Below are 19107 nucleotides of genomic sequence, written 5' to 3'. Positions count from 1 at the left end.
GCCATGACGACTTTACCTGCTGCATTGTCGAGGGAGCGCACCCGCAGAAGATCTTACTCCGCCGCTTCCGTGATCGGGACGGTCTGTGTGTCCCTGCTGCTCCTGCTGTACTTCCTGGCGGTCGCTTATCCGCTGTTCTGGATGGTGATCAGCTCGTTCAAGGAAACGAACGATATCTACAGCCGCACCTGGTCGCTGCCCGCGCAGTGGATGTTCTCGAACTATACTGCGGCATGGAAGCAGGGGCTGTCGGATTATTTCATGAACTCGGTCATCGTGACCGGCATGACGGTGGTGTTCAATGTGCTGTTCAGCGCCTTCAGCGCCTACGGGCTCTCGCGCTTCAGCTTCCGGGGCAAGCATCTGATCCTGGCCCTGCTGTCGGCCGGCCTGATGTTCTCCCCGCAGGTAAGCTTGATCCCGCTGTACAAACTGGTGCAGGCGATCGGCATCTATGACACCCACTGGACGCTGATTCTTCCGTATGTCGCGTTCAAAACCTCGCTGATCGTCCTCCTCATCCGTTCCTTCTTCGTGGCGCTGCCGAAGGAGTATGAGGAATCGGCGTACCTGGAGGGCTGCACCAGCCTCGGGATTCTCTTCCGGATCTTCCTGCCGCTGAGCATGCCGATCATCCTGACGGCCGCCCTGCAGACGGCTTACTATGCCTGGAACGAATTCATGTTCGCGATCATCTTCGTCGACAGCGACGCGGTCAAGACGATAACCGCCGGCCTGATGGCGTTCCGGGACGCCCTGTCCACCGACTGGGGCGTGCTGATGGCCGGGCTTACGCTCTCGGCTCTGCCCCTCGTCACGATGTTCGTGGCGATGCAGAAGGTGTTCATCCGAGGTCTTGGCGACGGCGGGGTGAAGGGATAGCTGCAGGCTTTGAACGATCAGGTAGCGATGAATAAGGGGAGAGGCATGTTGAATCGAATAGCGAATATGAATCTTCATTACCACCGGTATCCGCTCGACTACTTCTTGGATTCGACCGTACGGCTCGGGCTGGATGCGGTGGAGCTCTGGGGAGGGGCGCCGCACCTGTTCCTCCCGGACCTCGGGCATGCCGACCTCAGGCAGGTGCTCGGCGGGCTGCGGCAGCGCGGCCTGGAGCTGGTCTGCCTGACACCGGAGCAGTGCATCTATCCGGTCAATCTGTCGGCGAAGGACGAGGCGTGCCGCCGGCGGAGTCTGGATTACTTCCGGAGGGCGATCGGCGCGGCCAATACGCTGGAGTGCTCCCGTCTGCTCGTGACGGCGGGATACGGGTTCTTCAACGAACCGAGGGAGGAGGCGTGGGAGCGGGGAAGGGCCTCGCTTGCCGAGCTGGCGGATGAGGCCCGGGAGGCCGGGGTGACGCTGCTGCTCGAGCCCCTGTCCCGCTTCGGCTCCAACCTGGTCACCGATCTCGCGTCGCTGCAGCGGATGCACCGGGAAGTGGATTCTCCGGCGCTGAAGATTCTGCTCGACACGGTCCCAATGATGCTGGCGGGCGATACGCTGGAGGCGTACGGGGAGGCCTTCGGGGAAGAACTGGTACATCTTCATTTTCTCGACGGCGACGGGAAAACCTCGGCCCACCTTGCCTGGGGAGAGGGTGTCTATCCGCTGGACGCTTTCCGGGAGAGCCTGCAGCGGATCGGTTACCGCGGAGCGCTCAGTCTGGAGCTGATCGGCCCCCAGTATAACCGGGATCCGGAGAAGGCTTCGAGAGACAGCTTGATCTATTTAGGTTTCAGCCATCCATAGGAGGAGATTATAGATGAAAACGATGCACAAAATCATGACGGCGGCACTGCTGGCCCACACCCTGACCTTCTGCTTCCCGTCGGTCCCGGCGGCCACCGCGGCCGGAACGGCTTCCGAAGCGGCGGGCACGCAGAAGGATGTCCGGGAGGCGAAGCTCCCGAACGTCAAAATTCTGGCGACCGGCGGCACCATTGCGGGGGTGGCGGCTTCGAATACGGCGACGACAGGATATTCGATCGGTTCGACCACGGTGGATACCCTGATCAAGGCCGTGCCCGAGATGAAATCGATCGCGAACGTCAGCGGCGAGCAGATCGCCAATGTCGGCTCCCCGGATATCACGAATGACACGCTGCTGGCTCTGGGCAAACGGATCAACGTGCTGCTCTCCTCAAGCGACGTGGACGGCGTAGTCGTCACGCACGGCACGGATACCCTGGAGGAGACGGCCTATTTCCTCAATCTCGTGGTCAAAAGCGAAAAGCCGGTGGTGGTCGTCGGCGCGATGAGACCGTCGACGGCGATCAGCGCGGACGGTCCGATGAACCTGTACAACGCCGTGAAGCTCGCCGGCAGCGAGGAAGCCAAGGGCAAGGGGGCGCTCGTGCTGCTCAATGACCGGATCGGCGCCGCCCGCTTCATCACCAAGACGCATACGACGTCCTTGGATACGTTCAAGTCCGTCGAGGACGGCTATCTGGGCATGATCTCGGGAGGCAAAATCCACTTCTACAGCGAATCGACCCGCAAGCATACCGTAGACAGCAAGTTTAATATCGAATACCTCTCGGAGCTGCCGCAGGTGGATATTCTCTACAGCTACCAGAATGACGGAGAGTATTTGTACAAAGCCGCTGTGGAAGCGGGGGCCAAAGGCATTGTCATCGCAGGCTCGGGTGACGGTTCCCTGTCCAAGAAGGGAGAGGCCGGCGCGAAGGCGGCGCAGGAGGCCGGTGCGGTAATCGTGAGATCCTCCCGTACGGGCGGCGGGACGGTGACCCATTCCGCGCAGGATGACGAGAAGAAATTCGTAACGTCCGATTCGCTCAATCCGCAGAAGGCGAGGATCCTGCTCATGCTGGCGCTGGCGTCGACGAATGACCCGGCCCGGATTCAGCAGTTCTTCGACGAGTACTAAGAGAGAAGGCGGCCATGCAGGCGGAAGGGCCCGGAAGGGTTCTTCCGCGAGAGTCCCCCGGTGAAATTGCCTGTTGACGAAAGTAGGAAGAGATGTTATACCTATAAATATAACATCATATAACATCATATTACATTATAAAACTTTGGAGGTCATTCCTATGATGCAGACGAACGTGGTAACGAAGGCTGAGACGCAGGTGGAGCACATTCTGGAAGCATTCAAGGAGCGCGCGCTGGACCGGGTCTTCTTCGTCGCCTGCGGCGGATCGTCCGCCCTGATGTACCCGAGCAAGTACTTCATCGACCGGGAATCCTCCTCTATCACCGCCGAGGTATACAGCTCCAATGAATTCATCCACCGCAGCCCCGGCACACTCGGTCCGAGCTCGCTGGTGATTCTGTGCTCCCACAAGGGAAAGACGCCGGAAACGACGCAGGCCGCCGCCTTCGCGAAGGGGAAAGGCGCCCTGACCGTAGCGCTGATGTATGTCGGCGAGGCGCCGCTCTCGGAGGAGTCGGATTTTACGGTGAACTACAGCTGGGCGCCGGCCGGACAGCTGGACCCTCATCCCGAGATCATGAACTACGCGATCCTGTACCGGCTGTCGATGGGGCTCCTGTACGTCAAGGAAGGCAATACGAAGTACCAGAAGCTGCTGGGCAGCCTGGAGCACCTGGACACCGTCTTTGCCAAAGCGAAAGCCCAATATGCGGAGGCCGCCAAGACCTATGCCGCACAGTACAAGGACGAGAAAGTGATCTACACGATGGCCAGCGGAGCGAACTACGGCGTCGCCTACTCGTTCGCGATCTGCATCCTGATGGAGATGCAGTGGATTCACTCGCAGGCGATCCACGCAGGGGAGTTCTTCCACGGGCCGTTCGAGATTCTCGACAAGGATGTGCCGTTCGTGCTGCTGATGGGGCTGGACGAGACGCGGCCGCTGGAAGAGCGGGCACTGACCTTCCTGAAGCAGTACGGGGAGAAGCTGCTCGTGCTCGATGCTGAGCACTTCGATCTGACGGGCATCGACGAAGAGCTGAGAGGATACCTGGCTCCGCTCGTGCTGAATTTCGTCCTCCGGGTCTATGCCGTCGAGCTGGCCGAAGCCCGGAAGCATCCGCTCGAAACCCGGCGCTACATGTTCAAGGTTCCTTATTAAATCAGCCTGTCAATGTCAGAATGGAACAGGGCTGCGGTGCGGTGCTCCGGAGCCTGGAGAGGAAGGGTGCGGAGTCCGCGCCCTTCTTTTTGTGCGGGGGGGCGGACCAAAGTCTCTCCTCTATGGATGTCCGTTTCAGCCTAAAGGAGGGCGCTGTGCCGGCGGTTCGCATCAGCCATCAAGGTGGAGGCGATGCTGGCATCCGGCGCAGCTTCACCGTCATCCACAGCAGGAGGGGCAGCACCACCTGAACCAGCGGGAAGAGCTTGACGCTGACCTCAAGCCCGAGCCAGACGTGATACGTGTAACTCGGCTCGAGGAAGGAGGAACCGAAGATCGCCAGTCCAAGCACCACGACCCAGACGCTGCGCTTCGTGCGGCTGAGCAGGGCCGCCGCTTGCGCCGCGCCCCAGTAGAACAGGGTCAGCTTCACGAACAGACCGAAGAAAATCAGCAGGGAGACCAGGACGTCCAGGCGCTCCAGGATATCGGCGATCTGGATCAGCTGGACGGACTGGAGCAGGGGCAGGGTGCTGTTCTCTACAAGAACCGGCCCGAGGATCATGAGATTGAGGGCGTTCATCAGTATGAGGAATACGGCGACGCTGCCGTAAGCCCAGAAGCTGACCCGCCGCATGCCGGTCTTCTTGTCGAGCAGGGACCAGAGCATGAGGAAGAGTACGGTCTGTCCGAAGGGAAAGGAGACGATGTCCGGGAAGGCTGCCCGGAGCACGGGCGTCCATCCGTTCTCGAGCACCGGCTCCAGCTGGTCCAGGTGAATGAGATCCGAGCCGAGGATGAGCAGGATCAGCAGCATATAGCTCAGGACGACGATAGGAAGAATGACCTCCGAAACCCTCGCGAACGTCTCGATTCCCGAAGCGACCGCATAGAAGGCAATGAGCATGACCACCGTGCTCACGACGTAGAGGGGCGTGGAGCCGAGCAGCGCCATCTGGGTCAGCTCTCCGAAGTCACGGACGTTGCGCATGGACTCATACGCAAAGTAGAACACGTAGACCCATCCGGCGAGCGTCCCGGCGAAGCTGCCGAGATATTTGCGGAGCATGCCGATCAGGCTGAGCTCCGGCTCCCTGCGCTGCAGCTGCAGGAAGAGCAGCAGGAGGAGCAGCCCGGCAGCCCCGGCGAGGCTCATGGCGATCCAGGAATCCTGCTTGGCCTTGCTCCCCAGGGCGAAGAGCGGGGTGCTGCCCAGCTCGAAGAGCACGATCAGCACGGCCAGCTGGTACGTCGAGACGCGCTCCATGATCTACCTTCCCTCCGTGGTGGTTTCCTGCCGGGTAGGCTGGCTGCCTTCGTTCCCGGTCTGCAGCAGCTTCTTGAACGGCTTGGTGCTCATGCCGAGCCGGTCGATCTCTACCTCTACGGCCGGGACCAAGGTCATGGCGGCCAGCTGCTCCTCCCACTGATCCTTGAGGCCCCGCCACTGTTCGGGGAACTCCTTATGGAAGAGGGAGGCGAAGCCGAACACATCCACCTTCATCTGCTGGCCGGTACGGAAGGCTTCCATTATACGCTTCTTGATTTCCTCAGCGGCAGTCTCCTCAAGTTCCCGAAGGCCCTCCAGCCGGCTCGGATCGGTAATGCAGTTATTCTCCATGAGCGTCCCTTTAGCCCGCACCTTGACATCGACGGAGAGCTTTCCTTTCTTGATGTGCGGGGTGCGGCGGGTTTTGCTGTCGTTGATCAGGAGCGAGGCCTGATAATGCTCGTCCCCCTTCGCGCAGCCGAAGAAGAAGGTCGTCTTCTTCACCGAGTCCGTTATCCAGCTCAGCCCGTACGCGTCCGTCCGCTTCATCCAGCCGATAAACTTGTCTTTCTTGAAGATCCCGACCCGGTTGAGCTTCAGCTTCGAGCCGGCAACGGTACGCTTCAGCGAATCGAGGGAATCCGCCTGGCGGTTGTCGCCGGAGATGAAGATTTCGGGCACGACGACAGCGGCGGCCTCCCCGGTCATCTTCATCGCCATCTGGTAGAGCCGTGTCTCCTGGAAGTTCGACCCGTTGAGCTCCTCATTCTTGATGAGATTGCCGATGGCTGCTCCCGGGATTTTCTCCAGCGGGATCAGATGTTCGAGGACCTCCCTGGCCGTGCCCTGGGTGACGTAGACCGAGACCGTCTCGCGGGAATCGGGGTTGCGCAGATAAATATCGATCATCTGGCTGAAGCCCCTGCGCGCCGCTTCTTCGCCGATGATGAGAATCCGGTTGTGGGCAAAAAACAGCGCCCGCGGCATCTCGAAGCTCGAGCGCTGCACGGCCCCCCGGATGGACTCCCCCTCCGTGCTGAACACCATGACCGGAGCCTGGGCTCCACTGCTGCTCCCGCTTTGGTTGGAGATGGACTGGGGGATCACCACCTGGAAGGAGACCAGCCACCGGCCATCCTTGAAGTCGAGCCCTGTTGCCGAAGTAATCGCGAGCTCATTGAGCTCGGTCTTGTCCCAGCAGCCGGCCGCGGGCAGGGTCATCGTCAGCAGAAGCAGCGTCAGAAGGAATCTGCGCATGCCTGTCCATCTCCTTCCTCTTGCGGGTTCGGGCAGCGCCGCCGGGCTGCCTCTTCGGGCTTTGCTCACGCACAGGCCCGGACGGCCACCGCTCAGCTTCCCTGCTCCCCTTTAGGCGGGGCGGGCCTCATGCCGTCCTTCTGCCGTTTGCGGTTGCGGTGGGCGAGCCCCTGGGGACGGGTCTTCAGGGTCCACCAGGGCATGCGTACGATCGCGTCCTTCAAGCTGGAGAGATTCAGCGGGGCCAACGGGGACAAATACGGGACGCCGAGCGACCGGATGGATGCCATGTGAATGAGCAGCGCCATGAAGCCGGCAACAATCCCGAACAGCCCCAGCGTGGCGGCCAGGATCATCAGCAGGAAGCGGACGAGCCGGGCGGCGACCGTGACGTTCAGTGCCGGTATGACGAAATTCGAGATCGCCGTGAACGATACCACGATGACCATTGCCGCCGAGACCAGACCCGCCTGCACGGCAGCCTGCCCGAGCACCAGCGCCCCGACGATGGAGATGGCGGGCCCGACGACCCGCGGCATCCGGATTCCGGCCTCCCTCAGCACCTCGAAGGTGACCTCCATAATCATCGCCTCGACGAAGGCGGGGAAGGGGACGCCTTCGCGCTGGGCGGCGAGGGAGATGAGCAGCGTGGTCGGCAGCATCTCCTGGTGGAACGTCGTGATGGCGATGTACATTGCGGGCAGCAGCATGGACACCACGAAGGAGACGTAACGGATCAGCCGGATGAACGTGGCGATATCGTAGCGCTGGTAATAGTCTTCCGAGGACTGCAGGAAGTTGAAGAACGTGACGGGACCCAGCAGGACGAACGGGGTCCCGTCCACGAAGACGGCCGCCTGACCTTCGAGCAGTCCGGCCGCCACCGCATCGGGCCTCTCCGTATTGGCGAGCGTGGGGAGGGGGCTGTACGGCGAGTCCTCGATGAACTCCTCGATATAACAGCTCTCGAGGATGCTGTCGGTATCAATATCCTCGAGCCGGCGCCTCAGCTCCCGGACCACCCCTTCATCGGCCACGCCTTCAATATAAGCCAGTGCGACCTGCGTCTGCGTAACCCGTCCGATCCGCAGGGTGTGCAGCCGCAGCTTCGGCGACCGGATCTTGCGGCGCAGCAGGGAGGTGTTCGTGCGCAGCGTCTCCGTGAAGCTCTCCTTGGGACCGCGGACGACGGTCTGGGTCTTCGGCTCCTCCACCGCGCGGCGCTCCCAGCCGGGTGTGCCCGCCGTAAGGGCTTCTTCCAGTCCCTCGGCGAGAACCACGGTGCTGCCGTTCAGCACGGCGTCGATCACGGTGGTGAGGGAGGCGGCCGCGCGCAGCTCTCCCGCAGCGAGCAGCCGGCTCCGCAGCTCCGTTATCAGCTTACCGGAGGAGGCCAGAGACTGCCGTTCCTCCTCCGCAAGGGTGAGGAGGGGCGCGACGAGGTCACGGGAAACCGTGTCGCTGTCGACGAGACCGTCGATATACACAAGCGCACAGCCGTTATCGAGCCGGCGCAGGGTGAAGTCGTCGCTGGCGCCGAGCGCCTGCCGGAGTCCGTCCAGATTGGCTTCCAGCTTCGAGGAAAGAGGGATCTCGGCTGCTTCGGCTGCAAGTGAAGCGCTCATACGGACGTCTCCTCCCTTCCCCCTTTTTCAAATATAAGAATGGATATCCCACCAGGGCGTTTTCTTGCTAAGTTTGATCTTAGCGTGGTTCAGGGGCTTGCGAATTATTCACAGATCCCCCTGAAATATGGTATTCTGGGCAAAAGAGCAATAGAGAGAAAGCCGCGGACCGCAAAGGCCTGCCGTACCCGCGGCGATCGGATGGGAGGCTGGACGATGGCAAGAAGAGAGAGAGCCGCGAGCAGCCGGTCAGCTGCAGGAATTCTCGTCGCATACACTTTACTGCTGCTGTATACGATGTTCCTCGGGTTGGACCGGCCCCTGCGGCGGATGTATCTGCCGGATTTGCAGTACAATCTGGTTCCGCTGCGGACTGTAGGTGATTTTTTATTTCATATCGGAGAGCATGAACCGCTGAGCATGATCATCAACATCTTCGGCAATATCATCGTATTCATTCCGTTCGGCCTTCTGCTTCCGGCCATATTCCGGAGCTGCCGCCGGAAGCCTGCCGTCTTCGCCGTCTCGTTCCTGGCGCCCCTGTTGGTCATCGAGCTGATGCAGATGCTGCTTCGGGTCGGGACCTTCGATGTGGATGATTTGCTGCTCAATTCGATCGGTGCGGGCATCGGTTACAAGCTGTACAAGACGGCCAGGAGGGAAGGCTGGGTGTAAACCGGGCCGGCGGGATATCAAGTGCACAGCCGCATGCTCCCCGCGGGACAAGTTCGGGTACCGTCCGTGCCTGCCCGCTCTCGCATCGGCAGTGCTGTCCGGCAGCCCGGCCGGATCTATCCTCTTCATAAACACCAAACAAGGGCTGCCTAGGCAGCCCTTGTTTGGTGTATACGGCGTATTTGGGTTTGGCGCTCTGGAAGGGCTTCCTGTGCTGCGCGGAAAGGCAGGCTGCGGATGGAGATAAGCGCTTAAGCCACAGCGCACGGCTGCCTCCCAAGGCGAAGAGGCGGTACCGGATGCTCCGTACAGGCGAAGGGCCTGCACACAGGCGGCCCATCCTCTTCCTCAGCCGGTCTGGCGGATCTCCGGCTGCGGCTCGCAGGCCGGCAGCGTAATGGTGAATTTGGTGCCTTTGCCCGGCGTGCTGCAGATATCGAGCCTGCCCTTCATCAGATCCACCATATTCAGCACGATCAGCATGCCCAGCCCGGTGCCTTCCTGTGCCATTTTGGAGGAATAGTAGGGGGTTCCGATGTGCTTGATCTGCTCCGGATCCATGCCCACGCCGTTATCCTCGATCGAGATGACGACAGCGCCGCGCTGCATCAGGCACCGGATCTCGACAAAGCCGGTCTGCGGGACGGCTTCGATGGCGTTCTTGACGAGATTGATGAAGCATTGGCGGAAATCGTGCCGGCTTCCTTCGACCCAGCAGGGCTCGAGCTTGCTGCGGAGCTCGACCTGATTCATCTGGGCGTAGGGCTCCATCACGGCGGTGACATACCCCAGTTCCTCCGCCGCCTGAAGGCGGACCGGTGCCTCATCCTCCCGCTTGGCGAAGGTCAGGTAGTTCGTGATGATATGCTGCGCACGCTTGATCTCTTCCGTCGCGATGTCCACATAGTACTGCTGCTTCTGCGGATCCGTCGTCTTCGAGAGGAGCTTGAGGAAACCCATGGTGGTGGTGAGCGGGTTGCGGATCTCGTGCGATACGCTCGCGGCGATCTCGCTGACCACCTTCATCTTCTCGGAGAGCAGCAGCGCCTGCCGGAAGGAAGCGTTCCTTCTTGCCGTTTCGATGAGATAAACGATGATCCAGGAGGCGAGCACATAGACGAAAGCGAAGAAGCCGGAAGAGAAGAGCACTTCGGACTCCAGCGGAGCCTGCAGTTTCCGGAACGTGTACAGGATTACTCCGGCTGCGGTGACGATGGAGATCCCTGCCGAGAGCAGGATCTTCCGGATGGGGGTCAGCGCATAGAAGCGGGGGATCGCCGCGTACAGGAGCAGGCAGGCGCCGCTGGTGACCGCCAGGGAGAGCATCACGCCGCTTCCGCCCAGCCACAGCCGGTACACGGCGGAGACCACATACAGGAAGGCCATGACCCCATAGCCTCCGTACAGGGATGCGACGATGAACGGAATCTGTCTCAGGTCGTAATAGTGCTCGGAGTAGGAGATGACCGGCAGGCTCATGCAGAGCAGCATGGACAGCGCCCCGCAGGAGGCCATGACGGCGAAGCGGTACCGGCTGAACCGGTAAGGCTTGTCGAGCCAGAACATCTGGTAGAGATAGAATGGAACCAGCACAAACAGGATTTGGGCAAATAACGCATACGGCTCGAAGATCATACCTGACACCCTTCACTTCTCTTTTTATAAGATTATGACGGACAACTGTTAAGGAAGTGTTAAGTGTGTCAGGTTTGGCCGTGATTTTGTCCGTTTTTTTTGAACGAAGCTACACCGATTTGATCTTGAAATGCACCGCGGCCGTATAAAGCATGCCGCCCCGCAGAGGATGGAAGACGCTCTGGTGGCCGATGGAATGAACATCCAGCATCAGCGCCTTGTTCCGGTTCACGGCCTCGTCGATCAGGCGCTCCAGGGCGGCCAGGTCCCAGGCTTCGAAGAATTCGATTTTCGTTTCGATTTTGTCGAGGATAAAGTCCATTGCGCTTGTCTCCTTGTATGTGGATTACAGGTGTTCTGCAGCTATTATACCTTGTTTGGGCGGACGCTTCACGCGGCGGAGAATCTGAAATATGGAGAACTCACGCGAAAAATGAAGCCTTACGCTCCGGGGGACTCCCGGGCTAGAATAAGGCTATGCGAAAAGGCTTGCAGCCAAGAATCGAAAGGCAAGGAGGTGCTGTCCATGCGCAGCGGCATTCGCTCCCATGCTTCGTCCCCAGGGCTTGTCCACCGGAGGGGGGGAGCGGCGAAGTGGCTTTCCATGGTATACGGACAGCGGTATCTCCAGGTGATGGCCCTGCTGGGGGTGGCCTGGATGCTCGTGTTCAACTATATCCCGATGTACGGGATTATCATCGCATTCAAGGAATTCAGCATCATCAAGCCGGTATCCGAAGCGCCCTGGGTGGGCCTCGAGCATTTCCGCGCGTTCCTGGAGGACGACAGTCTGCTCTATGTGGTCAAGAACACGCTCGGCATGAGCTTCCTGAAGCTGCTCATCGGGTTCCCGCTGCCGATTCTGTTCGCGCTGTTCCTGAACGAGCTGCAGTCGGTAGGGTTCAAGAAGTCGGTGCAGACCATCTCGTATCTTCCGCATTTCCTCTCCTGGGTCATCCTCGGGGGGATTCTGTCCACATGGCTGGCGGACGTCGGGATCGTCAACAAGCTGCTGCTGGCCCTCGGCGTGATTACGGAGCCGCTGTCCTATCTGGCAGAGCCGGATTACTTCTGGGGGATCGTGGTGTCCACGGACATCTGGAAGGAGCTCGGCTGGTCGGCGATCATCTACCTGGCGGCGATCTCCAGCGTCTCGCCCGAGCTGTACGAAGCGGCCACGATGGACGGCGCGGGCCGCTTCCAGAAGATGTGGTTCATCACGCTCCCGTCGATTCAGGGGACGATCACCATCCTGTTCATCCTGGCGATCTCCGGGGTGCTCAATTCGAACTTCGACCAGATCCTCGTACTGCGCAATTCGCTCAACGAGAGCGCGAGCACGGTCATCGACGTGTACGTCTACCAGATGGGGATCGTGAACAGCCGGTACTCGTACGCCACGGCGGTCGGTCTCATCAAGTCGCTGATTGCGCTGGCTCTGCTGGTCGGGGCGAACTATGTCACGAAGAAGCTTAACAACACCTCCCTGTTCTAGTGGTGGCGTAAGGCGGGACGCCAACGTTTATCCTGCGGAGATTCGTACGCGCCGCCGCTTCATCACCACGACTGCAGGGAAAAAGGAGGAGTCTCAGCCATGCTCAGTTTGCGGCGCAGAACCGCAGGGGAAGCGGTATTCGACGGATTCAATGTCCTCTTGATGCTGCTTGTCTGCTCCATTACCGTGTATCCGATCTGGTATGTGCTCGTCAATTCGTTCAATGACGGAGCCGACGCCATGCGCGGCGGCATCTACTTCTGGCCGCGGGTCTTCTCGCTGGAAAGCTACGAGGCGGTCCTCGCAAACAGCGGGATCATGAAGGCGATGGGGGTTACGTGGCCAAGACGGTCATCGGCACCCTGGCGCACGTGTTCTTTACGGCGATGGTCGCCTACGCCTTCTCCCGGCGCGAGCTCATCGGCCGCCGGCTGTACATGTTCCTCGGCACGGTCACGATGTTCTTCAGCGGCGGGCTCATCCCGACGTACCTTCTCATCCGCGATCTCGGGCTGCTCGACAGCTTCTGGGTCTACATCATTCCCGCCATGTTCAATTTCTTCGACCTGATCATCTTCCTGGCGTTCTTCCGCGAGATTCCGGCGGGGCTCGAGGAGGCCGCGAAGATCGACGGCGCGAATGACTTCCGGATTTTCTACGGTATCGTGCTGCCGGTCTCCATGCCGGTGGTGGCCACGATCGCACTGTTCCACGGGGTGTACCAGTGGAACGATTATTTCACCGGGATGATCTACATCAACAACCAGGAGCTGCAGCCGATCCAGACGTATCTGTACCGGGTGGTCGCCCAAGCGAGCTCCAACCAGATGATGGCCGCGGCACCGGGAGGCATTACGAAGAACGTCACGTCCCAGTCGATCAAGCTGGCGACGATGGTGGTGACCACGCTGCCGATCGTCTTCGTCTACCCGTTCCTGCAGAAGTATTTTGTCAAGGGATTCATGATCGGCTCGATCAAGGGCTAGGTTCACGAAGCGTAATGAATCCGATTACATACCAAAAGGGGACTGACCGACCATGCGTACAACACGCTCCATTCTGACATTGCTCCTAAGCGGGGCTCTAGTCTTCACGGCGGCCTGCTCGAATAACGGAGGGGAAAGCCAGGCGCCGGCCAAGGAGGGGGAGGCGGCCGCGGTCGCGGCTGATCCGAACGCACCGGGCTGGAAGGCGGACACCTCGCCGATCACCTTCGACTGGTATCTCAACTTCTCGTGGTTCCCGAACAAGTGGGGCGTCGACCCGACCTCCCAGTACATCACGAAGAAGACCGGCGTGAACCTTAACTTCATCGTGCCGGCGGGCAACGAGAACGAGAAGCTCAATACGATGATCGCCTCGGGCAAGCTGCCGGACTTCATCACACTAGGGTGGTACGAAGACAACGTGAAAAAAATGATCGAAGGCGGCCTTGTGCTGCCGCTGAACAAGCTGGCGGAGCAGTATGACCCGTACTTCGTGAAGGTGGCCGATCCCGCCAAAGTATCCTGGTACACCCAGCCCGACGGCAGCGTCTACGGGTATCCGAATGCCTCTTCGTCGCCGAAGGACTACCAGAAGTTCGGGGACAAGCAGACGTCGAACCAGACCTTCGTCGTCAGGAAGGATATGTACGAGGCGCTGGGCAGGCCCGATATGCGGACGCCGGAAGGCTTCGTGAATGCGCTGAAGGCCGCGAAGGAGAAGTTCCCCGAGGTGAACGGGCAGCCGCTCATTCCGCTCGGGCTGCATGAGTTCGGCGATACGGGCAACTATTCGCTTGAAGGCTTCCTGCAGAACTTCCTCGCCATTCCGATGGAGAAGGACGGCAAGCTCTACGACCGGTATACGGACAGCGAGTATCTGAAGTGGCTGAAGACGCTGCGCAAGGCGAATGAGATGGGTCTGCTCGCCAAGGACATCTTCATCGACAAGCGGCCGCAGATGGAAGAGAAGATCTCGCAGGGGCGTTACTTCGCGATGATGTACCAGCGCACCGATTTTGCTGCGCAGCAGAACGCCATTTATGCGAAGGATCCGAATTCTGTCTACATCGCGGTCGACGGACCGGCGAACGCCAAGGGGGACCCGCCGACGCTGGCCGGACCAGCGATCTCCGGCTGGACGGTCACGCTGATCTCCAAGGACGTCAAGGACAAGGCGAGAGCGATCCGCTTCCTGACCTACCTGCTCAGCGAGGAAGGGCAGAAGGACATGTATCTCGGGGAGAAGGGCGTCACCTACGACACGATCGACGGCAAGGACCAGTTCAAGCCCGAGGTGCTCGAACTGCTGAACAAGGACCGCTCCGCCTTTGACAAGAAATACGGCGCTTCCCACACCTTCTGGATGCTCATGGATACGAACATGAACCTGCAGTGGGCGCCGCCGGCGGTGGAGCCGGCCAAGCAGCTTGAGGATTGGACGAAGGGCAAGACGAGGGGCTTCTCGCAGTTCGACCAGATCAATCCGACCGGCACGTCGGAGGAGGGCATCGCGCAGGGCAAGATCACCCAGGCGTTCGGCAAGACGCTGCCGAAGCTGCTGCTCGCCAAGAGCGATGCGGAGTTCGACCAGCTCTTCGAGAAGTTCCTGAAGGACCGCCAGAGCGCCGGGTATGACAAGGTGAAGGCGTACCAGCAGAAGAAGTACGACGAGAATGTGAAGAAGCTCGAGCAGTTCATGAAATAACGGCCGCTGCGGCGCCGAAGAACCCGGGGAGACCTGGGTTTCTTTGGCGTGATGGGGATCCCGGAGAGCACGGGAGGGCCTTTCCAGCAGGGGGGAGGCTGGTTTAGAATGAGAGAACATGCCGTGACCGGGAAGCGGACCGGCTGCCCTGCGCTGTTCCGTCAGGGAGACCGGCTGTAAGCCGGTCCGGGATACACGCATCACAGAACGGGCGGAAAGGGGCGGAAGCGGACACCATATGACCGTTGTCAGAGAGCTGAGAGAGAGGCTTCGGGACCTGCAGGCCCGGATTGCCTACAAGGCCGGGGGCATCTCGCTGCAGACCCGGCTGATCGCATCGTATATCGTCATCATTCTTATTCCCATCCTGCTGCTGTCGGTCTATACCTTCAACGTGTTCTACGAGAACAAGATCCGCGATATCGTGAAGACCAACGAATCGATACTCGAGATCGAAGCGGTGAACATCCGCAGCCAGATGGAGACGATGGAGCGGACCGCCGAGCTGGTGGATTCCGACAAGAAGGTCAAGGAATTCCTGCAGAGCCCGCGGGAGCTCGAGGTCAGCGAGCTCATCGATTACCGGACGGGAGCTTACGACAACCTGCTGCGGCTGCAGTTCAACAACCCGAATATCGCCCATATCCGGCTCTTCTCGGGGAATCCGAACGTCAAGGAGATCTGGCCGGTCTTTCATAATGAATCACGGATCAAGGGCGAGCCGTGGTACGAGCTTGTGCTGAAGAATGCCGGCCAGGTGACCTGGGTATTCGAGGAGTCGGACCGCGACTACATCCGGCACATGGGGGCCGACAACCTGGCGGCCCACGGCAAGGTGTCGCTGCTGCGGGTGCTCTCCCCGAACCAGGCTTCACATGCGGGGATCGTGCAGGTCGACATGCTCTTCGAGCAGATATTTCCGAAAACGTTCTCATCCGTACCGGACAGCCAGTCGCAGATGCTGGTGCTCGACGGCCTCGGCCGGCTGCACACCAAGAAGGACATTCCCTTCCTGGAGGGGCTCGATCAGGCGGAGCTGGTGCGGGAGCTGCGCGGCCGCAGCGGGGAGAAGAGCGGCAGCTTCGAGTTCCGGAGCGGGGACAAGCCGTACCTGGCCGTGTTCCTGGACCTCGACCGCCTCCAGGCCAAGATGGTGAACGTCGTCTCGCTGACGGAGCCGCTGACGGAGCTCCGGGGCACGCGCAACCGGATCATTCTCGCCAATATTGCGCTGATCGCCCTGCTGTCGGTGACGACATATTTTCTGCTCTCCCTGATCCTGAAGAAGCTGCACGTGCTGCAGGATTCGATGAAGAAGGTGAGGCAGGGGAATTTTCATTTTGACGTGAACATTCACGGCGGGGGCGAGGTAGGGGAGCTGGCCCACCACTTCCGCCTCATGCTGCGCAAGATCAACGAGCTGATCGCCGACGCCGTGAACAAGCAGGCGGCCACCAAGGAGGCGGAGCTGCACTCGCTGAAGAACCAGATCGACGCCCACTTTCTGTACAACACGCTGGAGAATCTCAAGATGCTCGCGGAGATCGAGGGGCAGTACACCATCTCGGATTCGCTGACCTCGCTCGGCGGCATGATGCGCTACAACCTGAAGTGGACCAGCGACTATGTGCGGCTGGCCGACGAGCTGCAGCATATCGGCAATTATATCGCCATCATGAATGTCCGCTATGACGGGAAGCTGCGGCTCGAGCTGGATATTCCCCCCGACTATCTCGAGCAGAAGGTGCCCAAGATGTCGCTGCAGCCGGTCGTGGAGAATGCGGTGAAGCACGGCATGGGCTCCTCCTGTTCGGAGGACGGGGGAACGCTGGTGATCCGCGTGCAGGCGGAGAAGCGGGAGGGCTGCATGATCCTGCGGATCCGCGACAACGGCGTCGGGATGAACGAGGAGCAGCTGCAGGCGCTGACGCGGACGCTGCCGATGGAGGACCGCGAATTTTACCGCTTCCGCCAGGGGGCGGGCAGGCCGGAGTCCGAGGGCAGCGGGATCGGCCTGCGCAATGTGAACCAGCGGGTCCGGCTGTATTCCGGCCCGGATTACGGAATCGCAGTGGACAGCCGGGAGGGCGCGTATACGGAAGTCGTCGTGAAGCTGCCGTTCCAGCTGTTAACCGGAGGAGGATGAGGAGCGCATGCGCACCCTGATGATCGTGGACGATGAGAAAAATATCCGGCTCGGCCTCTCCGCAATGATCTCGCGCGAGTTTCCGGAAAAGTACCGGATCGAGCTTGCCTGCGACGGCGCGGAAGCGCTGGCGAAGCTTGAGGGGGGCGGCACGGATCTGCTCATCACGGATATCCGCATGCCGAAAATGGACGGCATCGCGCTCATGAAGCGGATCCGGGAGATGGACCGCAGGCCGCTGCTGCTCGTGCTCAGCGGGCATGATGATTTCGCCTACGCCAAGGAGGCGATCCAGTGCGAGGTGAAGGGCTATCTGCTCAAGCCGATCGTGCGGGAGGAGCTCTTCGCGGCGCTGCGGCGCCTGGAGGGGGAGCTCCGGCGGCAGGAGGAGCTCTCGAGCCGGCTGGCGGCGGGCAGCGGCCGGTTCGATGCGCTGCGCGCCAGCCAGCTCGCCTACATTCTCCTGCATCCCGGCATGGAGGAGAGCGAGGTCCGGGAGCGGCTGGAGTCGGTCGGCGCCGGCGGCTTCGGTCCCGGCTGGGCGGCCGGCGTGCTGCGCTTTCCGGCGGCGGAGCGCCCCCAGCGGCTGGAGGAGGCCGTCTCCCGGCTGGAGCGGCTGCTGCCGGAGGGCGGGGCGGAGGTGCTGCGCCGGGTGCCCGTGCTGCTCGACAAGGACCGGAATCTGGTCCTGCTCGGAGAGGGCGCGGAGGTCGGCCGGCTGCTCGAAGAGGCGCTCGCCGGGGGAAGCGCTTCCGGTCTGCGCGCGGGCCTCAGCTTCTGCCGGAAGGAGGGGCTGCCCCTGCGGCAGATCTACCTCGAAGCGCTGAGCGCCATGCGCTCCGGCTTCCTGTATGCGGGCGGCGGGGTACGCCGCTATGAAGCCCCTCCTTCCTCAGGAACGGCGGCCGTGCCGCTCGAGCTGATCCGCCGCCTCTCGAATCTGCTCGGAACGCGCCGCAGCACAGAGGTGAGGGCGCTGCTCTCGCAGCTGCTCGATCCGGGGAAGGCCCGCGCCAGCGGCGTCGCTTATGTGGAAGCCGTGTCCCGCAGCCTTAACGAGCTCGTCTTCGACCAGGTGTTCCACGCCTATGGCGAGGAATCCGTCGAGATTCTGCGGCTGTACAAGAAAGCGGGCTCCATCGACCATTTTGACCAGTATCACGAGTACGTGCATTCCGTCGAACAGCTGACGGAGCTGCTCGACCAGTATATTGCTAGCATCCGGGCCGTGCACGCCGACCACAAGGAGATCAAGCGGGCGGTGCAGTATATCGAAGAGAACTATGCCAAGAACCTCAACATGGCGATGGTCTCCAACCATGTGTCGCTGAGCTATACCTATTTCAGCCAGGCCTTCAAGGAATACACGGGCGAGAACTTCGTCGGCTATCTCAAAAAGGTGCGCATCCGGCGGGCCAAGGAGCTCCTGGAACGGGAGGACGGCCGGATCTACGAGATCGCGGAGCAGGTCGGCTTCGAGAATACGAAGCAGTTCAACCGCGTCTTCAAGGAGATGGAGGGCATTACGCCGATGGAATACCGGAGCAAGCGCTCCCTGATTTCGTGACGGGCTGCTTTCGCCGGCCGGTCAAGCGGGTGATCCGGCGGGAAGCTGCAGGAGCCCAAAACGGTTCGTTACCTTTGCGGGTGAGCGGCAGCTTGTAACGGCACGTGTTGGAACCTTTTGGGGGGAGGGGGCGTCTATACAGGTTGGGATCAGCGACAAATGAACAGAAAAGAGGGGTTTTGTGAAGCTGGCAGGGATGATAGGAGGGCTGGCGGCTGTGCTGCTGCTCGGCGGCTGCAGCGGAGGGGAATCCGCACGGGTGGAGGAAGTGATCGATGCCCATGTGGAGCGGATCGTCTCCGCGCCCGGGGCGGGGAGCTCGAGCAATCCGGGCGATTACATCAAGGCCGAGCGCGCAAGCTACGAGGCGATTGTGAGCCTGGGGGATAAGGCGCTGCCGCACCTCCTGCAGGAGCTGCGCGGGGAGAAGGGCGGCTCGCTCGAGGGCTGGATCATGGCCAAGGCCGGTGAGGACATCCTGAAGGAGCGCAGCCCGGTGCAGGCCTGGGGGTCCGGCAAGGAATGGGTCGAGCAGTACGATGCCGCCCGAAAGCAGGCGGAGCAATAAGGCGGGAAGGAAGCCGGGGACGGGAGTCCCTGGCTTTTACTGCATGGAGGAGAGCACGGGGGGAGTTGGCGGAACACAGTTGATCTGACGCGGCGTGCCCATAGTCCTGGGAGCGGTGAA

At 60.9% G+C, this 19107-nt stretch carries 15 protein-coding genes and 1 pseudogene; 11 read left to right on the top strand and 5 right to left on the bottom strand.

Going from position 1 to position 19107, the window contains the following annotated elements; all coding sequences use genetic code 11:
- Positions 1-3: 3 nt before the first annotated feature.
- From PM3016_RS24750 to PM3016_RS24735, 4 genes are all read left to right on the top strand, one after another.
- On the top strand, positions 4-882 hold the full coding sequence (locus PM3016_RS24750) for a carbohydrate ABC transporter permease (RefSeq protein ID WP_014371379.1): 879 nt from the start codon (positions 4-6) through the stop codon (positions 880-882).
- A 45-nt stretch (positions 883-927) separates the two neighbouring features.
- The gene (locus PM3016_RS24745) at positions 928-1755 is read left to right on the top strand and encodes a TIM barrel protein (protein WP_013919383.1); all 828 of its coding nucleotides are present in this window, start codon (positions 928-930) and stop codon (positions 1753-1755) included.
- A 13-nt stretch (positions 1756-1768) separates the two neighbouring features.
- Positions 1769-2893, top strand: a complete 1125-nt coding sequence (locus tag PM3016_RS24740) for a type II asparaginase (RefSeq protein WP_013919382.1) — start codon at positions 1769-1771, stop codon at positions 2891-2893.
- A gap of 160 nt (positions 2894-3053) precedes the next feature.
- Positions 3054-4058 carry an SIS domain-containing protein gene (locus tag PM3016_RS24735; RefSeq protein ID WP_013919381.1) on the top strand — a complete coding sequence of 335 codons (1005 nt, stop codon included), beginning with the start codon at positions 3054-3056 and terminating at the stop codon, positions 4056-4058.
- Positions 4059-4236: 178 nt separating this feature from the next.
- Here the strand turns inward: PM3016_RS24735 and PM3016_RS24730 are convergent, their stop codons facing one another.
- The 3 genes from PM3016_RS24730 to PM3016_RS24720 form a co-directional block, all read right to left on the bottom strand.
- Complete coding sequence (locus tag PM3016_RS24730) at positions 4237-5325, bottom strand: GerAB/ArcD/ProY family transporter (protein WP_013919380.1); 1089 nt, start codon at positions 5323-5325, stop codon at positions 4237-4239.
- Between the two features lie 3 nt (positions 5326-5328).
- Positions 5329-6585 carry a Ger(x)C family spore germination protein gene (locus PM3016_RS24725; protein WP_013919379.1) on the bottom strand — a complete coding sequence of 419 codons (1257 nt, stop codon included), beginning with the start codon at positions 6583-6585 and terminating at the stop codon, positions 5329-5331.
- Between the two features lie 92 nt (positions 6586-6677).
- Positions 6678-8210, bottom strand: coding sequence for a spore germination protein (locus PM3016_RS24720; protein WP_013919378.1), 1533 nt, complete (start codon positions 8208-8210; stop codon positions 6678-6680).
- A 216-nt stretch (positions 8211-8426) separates the two neighbouring features.
- On the opposite strand from PM3016_RS24720, the gene PM3016_RS24715 reads away from it, so the two are divergent.
- Entirely contained in the window at positions 8427-8885 is a 459-nt protein-coding gene (locus tag PM3016_RS24715; RefSeq protein WP_013919377.1) for a VanZ family protein, read from the top strand.
- Positions 8886-9233: 348 nt separating this feature from the next.
- Here PM3016_RS24715 and PM3016_RS24710 read toward each other — a convergent pair whose 3' ends face one another.
- The gene (locus PM3016_RS24710) at positions 9234-10520 is read right to left on the bottom strand and encodes a sensor histidine kinase (protein WP_013919376.1); all 1287 of its coding nucleotides are present in this window, start codon (positions 10518-10520) and stop codon (positions 9234-9236) included.
- A gap of 109 nt (positions 10521-10629) precedes the next feature.
- A complete protein-coding gene (locus PM3016_RS24705; protein WP_013919375.1) occupies positions 10630-10842 on the bottom strand; it encodes a YrzA family protein in 213 nt (70 codons plus the stop codon).
- Between the two features lie 204 nt (positions 10843-11046).
- Here PM3016_RS24705 and PM3016_RS24700 point away from each other — a divergent pair, with 204 nt between their 5' ends.
- From PM3016_RS24700 to PM3016_RS24675, 6 genes and pseudogenes are all read left to right on the top strand, one after another.
- Positions 11047-12015: an ABC transporter permease gene (locus tag PM3016_RS24700; protein ID WP_013919374.1), complete on the top strand. Its 969-nt coding sequence runs from the start codon at positions 11047-11049 to the stop codon at positions 12013-12015.
- A 99-nt stretch (positions 12016-12114) separates the two neighbouring features.
- Positions 12115-13001, top strand: a pseudogene (locus PM3016_RS24695) (carbohydrate ABC transporter permease).
- Positions 13002-13053: 52 nt separating this feature from the next.
- Positions 13054-14706 (top strand): type 2 periplasmic-binding domain-containing protein, encoded by a 1653-nt coding sequence (locus tag PM3016_RS24690; protein ID WP_013919372.1) that lies wholly within the window; start codon positions 13054-13056, stop codon positions 14704-14706.
- 238 nt (positions 14707-14944) lie between these two features.
- Positions 14945-16852 carry a cache domain-containing sensor histidine kinase gene (locus PM3016_RS24685; RefSeq protein ID WP_014371376.1) on the top strand — a complete coding sequence of 636 codons (1908 nt, stop codon included), beginning with the start codon at positions 14945-14947 and terminating at the stop codon, positions 16850-16852.
- A 7-nt stretch (positions 16853-16859) separates the two neighbouring features.
- A complete protein-coding gene (locus tag PM3016_RS24680; protein WP_014371375.1) occupies positions 16860-18419 on the top strand; it encodes a response regulator in 1560 nt (519 codons plus the stop codon).
- Positions 18420-18600: 181 nt separating this feature from the next.
- Entirely contained in the window at positions 18601-18987 is a 387-nt protein-coding gene (locus tag PM3016_RS24675; protein WP_013919368.1) for a hypothetical protein, read from the top strand.
- Positions 18988-19107: the final 120 nt, after the last annotated feature.

The sequence above is a fragment of the Paenibacillus mucilaginosus 3016 genome, from assembly GCF_000250655.1.
Lineage (GTDB): Bacteria > Bacillota > Bacilli > Paenibacillales > NBRC-103111 > Paenibacillus_G > Paenibacillus_G mucilaginosus.
Note: the sequence above shows the minus strand (reverse complement) of the source record. Positions and strands in the feature narration are given on the sequence as shown.

Bases quoted from the DNA above. Each gene is read 5' to 3' on its own strand.
- PM3016_RS24690 (WP_013919372.1), top strand. From the start codon at position 13,054: ATGCGTACAACACGCTCCATTCTGACATTGCTCCTAAGCGGGGCTCTA.
- PM3016_RS24685 (WP_014371376.1), top strand. From the start codon at position 14,945: ATGACCGTTGTCAGAGAGCTGAGAGAGAGGCTTCGGGACCTGCAGGCC.
- PM3016_RS24700 (WP_013919374.1), top strand. From the start codon at position 11,047: ATGCGCAGCGGCATTCGCTCCCATGCTTCGTCCCCAGGGCTTGTCCAC.
- PM3016_RS24680 (WP_014371375.1), top strand. From the start codon at position 16,860: ATGCGCACCCTGATGATCGTGGACGATGAGAAAAATATCCGGCTCGGC.
- PM3016_RS24740 (WP_013919382.1), top strand. From the start codon at position 1,769: ATGAAAACGATGCACAAAATCATGACGGCGGCACTGCTGGCCCACACC.
- PM3016_RS24730 (WP_013919380.1), bottom strand. From the start codon at position 5,325: ATGGAGCGCGTCTCGACGTACCAGCTGGCCGTGCTGATCGTGCTCTTC.
- PM3016_RS24725 (WP_013919379.1), bottom strand. From the start codon at position 6,585: ATGCGCAGATTCCTTCTGACGCTGCTTCTGCTGACGATGACCCTGCCC.
- PM3016_RS24750 (WP_014371379.1), top strand. From the start codon at position 4: ATGACGACTTTACCTGCTGCATTGTCGAGGGAGCGCACCCGCAGAAGA.
- PM3016_RS24715 (WP_013919377.1), top strand. From the start codon at position 8,427: ATGGCAAGAAGAGAGAGAGCCGCGAGCAGCCGGTCAGCTGCAGGAATT.
- PM3016_RS24720 (WP_013919378.1), bottom strand. From the start codon at position 8,210: ATGAGCGCTTCACTTGCAGCCGAAGCAGCCGAGATCCCTCTTTCCTCG.
- PM3016_RS24745 (WP_013919383.1), top strand. From the start codon at position 928: ATGTTGAATCGAATAGCGAATATGAATCTTCATTACCACCGGTATCCG.
- PM3016_RS24705 (WP_013919375.1), bottom strand. From the start codon at position 10,842: ATGGACTTTATCCTCGACAAAATCGAAACGAAAATCGAATTCTTCGAA.
- PM3016_RS24710 (WP_013919376.1), bottom strand. From the start codon at position 10,520: ATGATCTTCGAGCCGTATGCGTTATTTGCCCAAATCCTGTTTGTGCTG.
- PM3016_RS24735 (WP_013919381.1), top strand. From the start codon at position 3,054: ATGATGCAGACGAACGTGGTAACGAAGGCTGAGACGCAGGTGGAGCAC.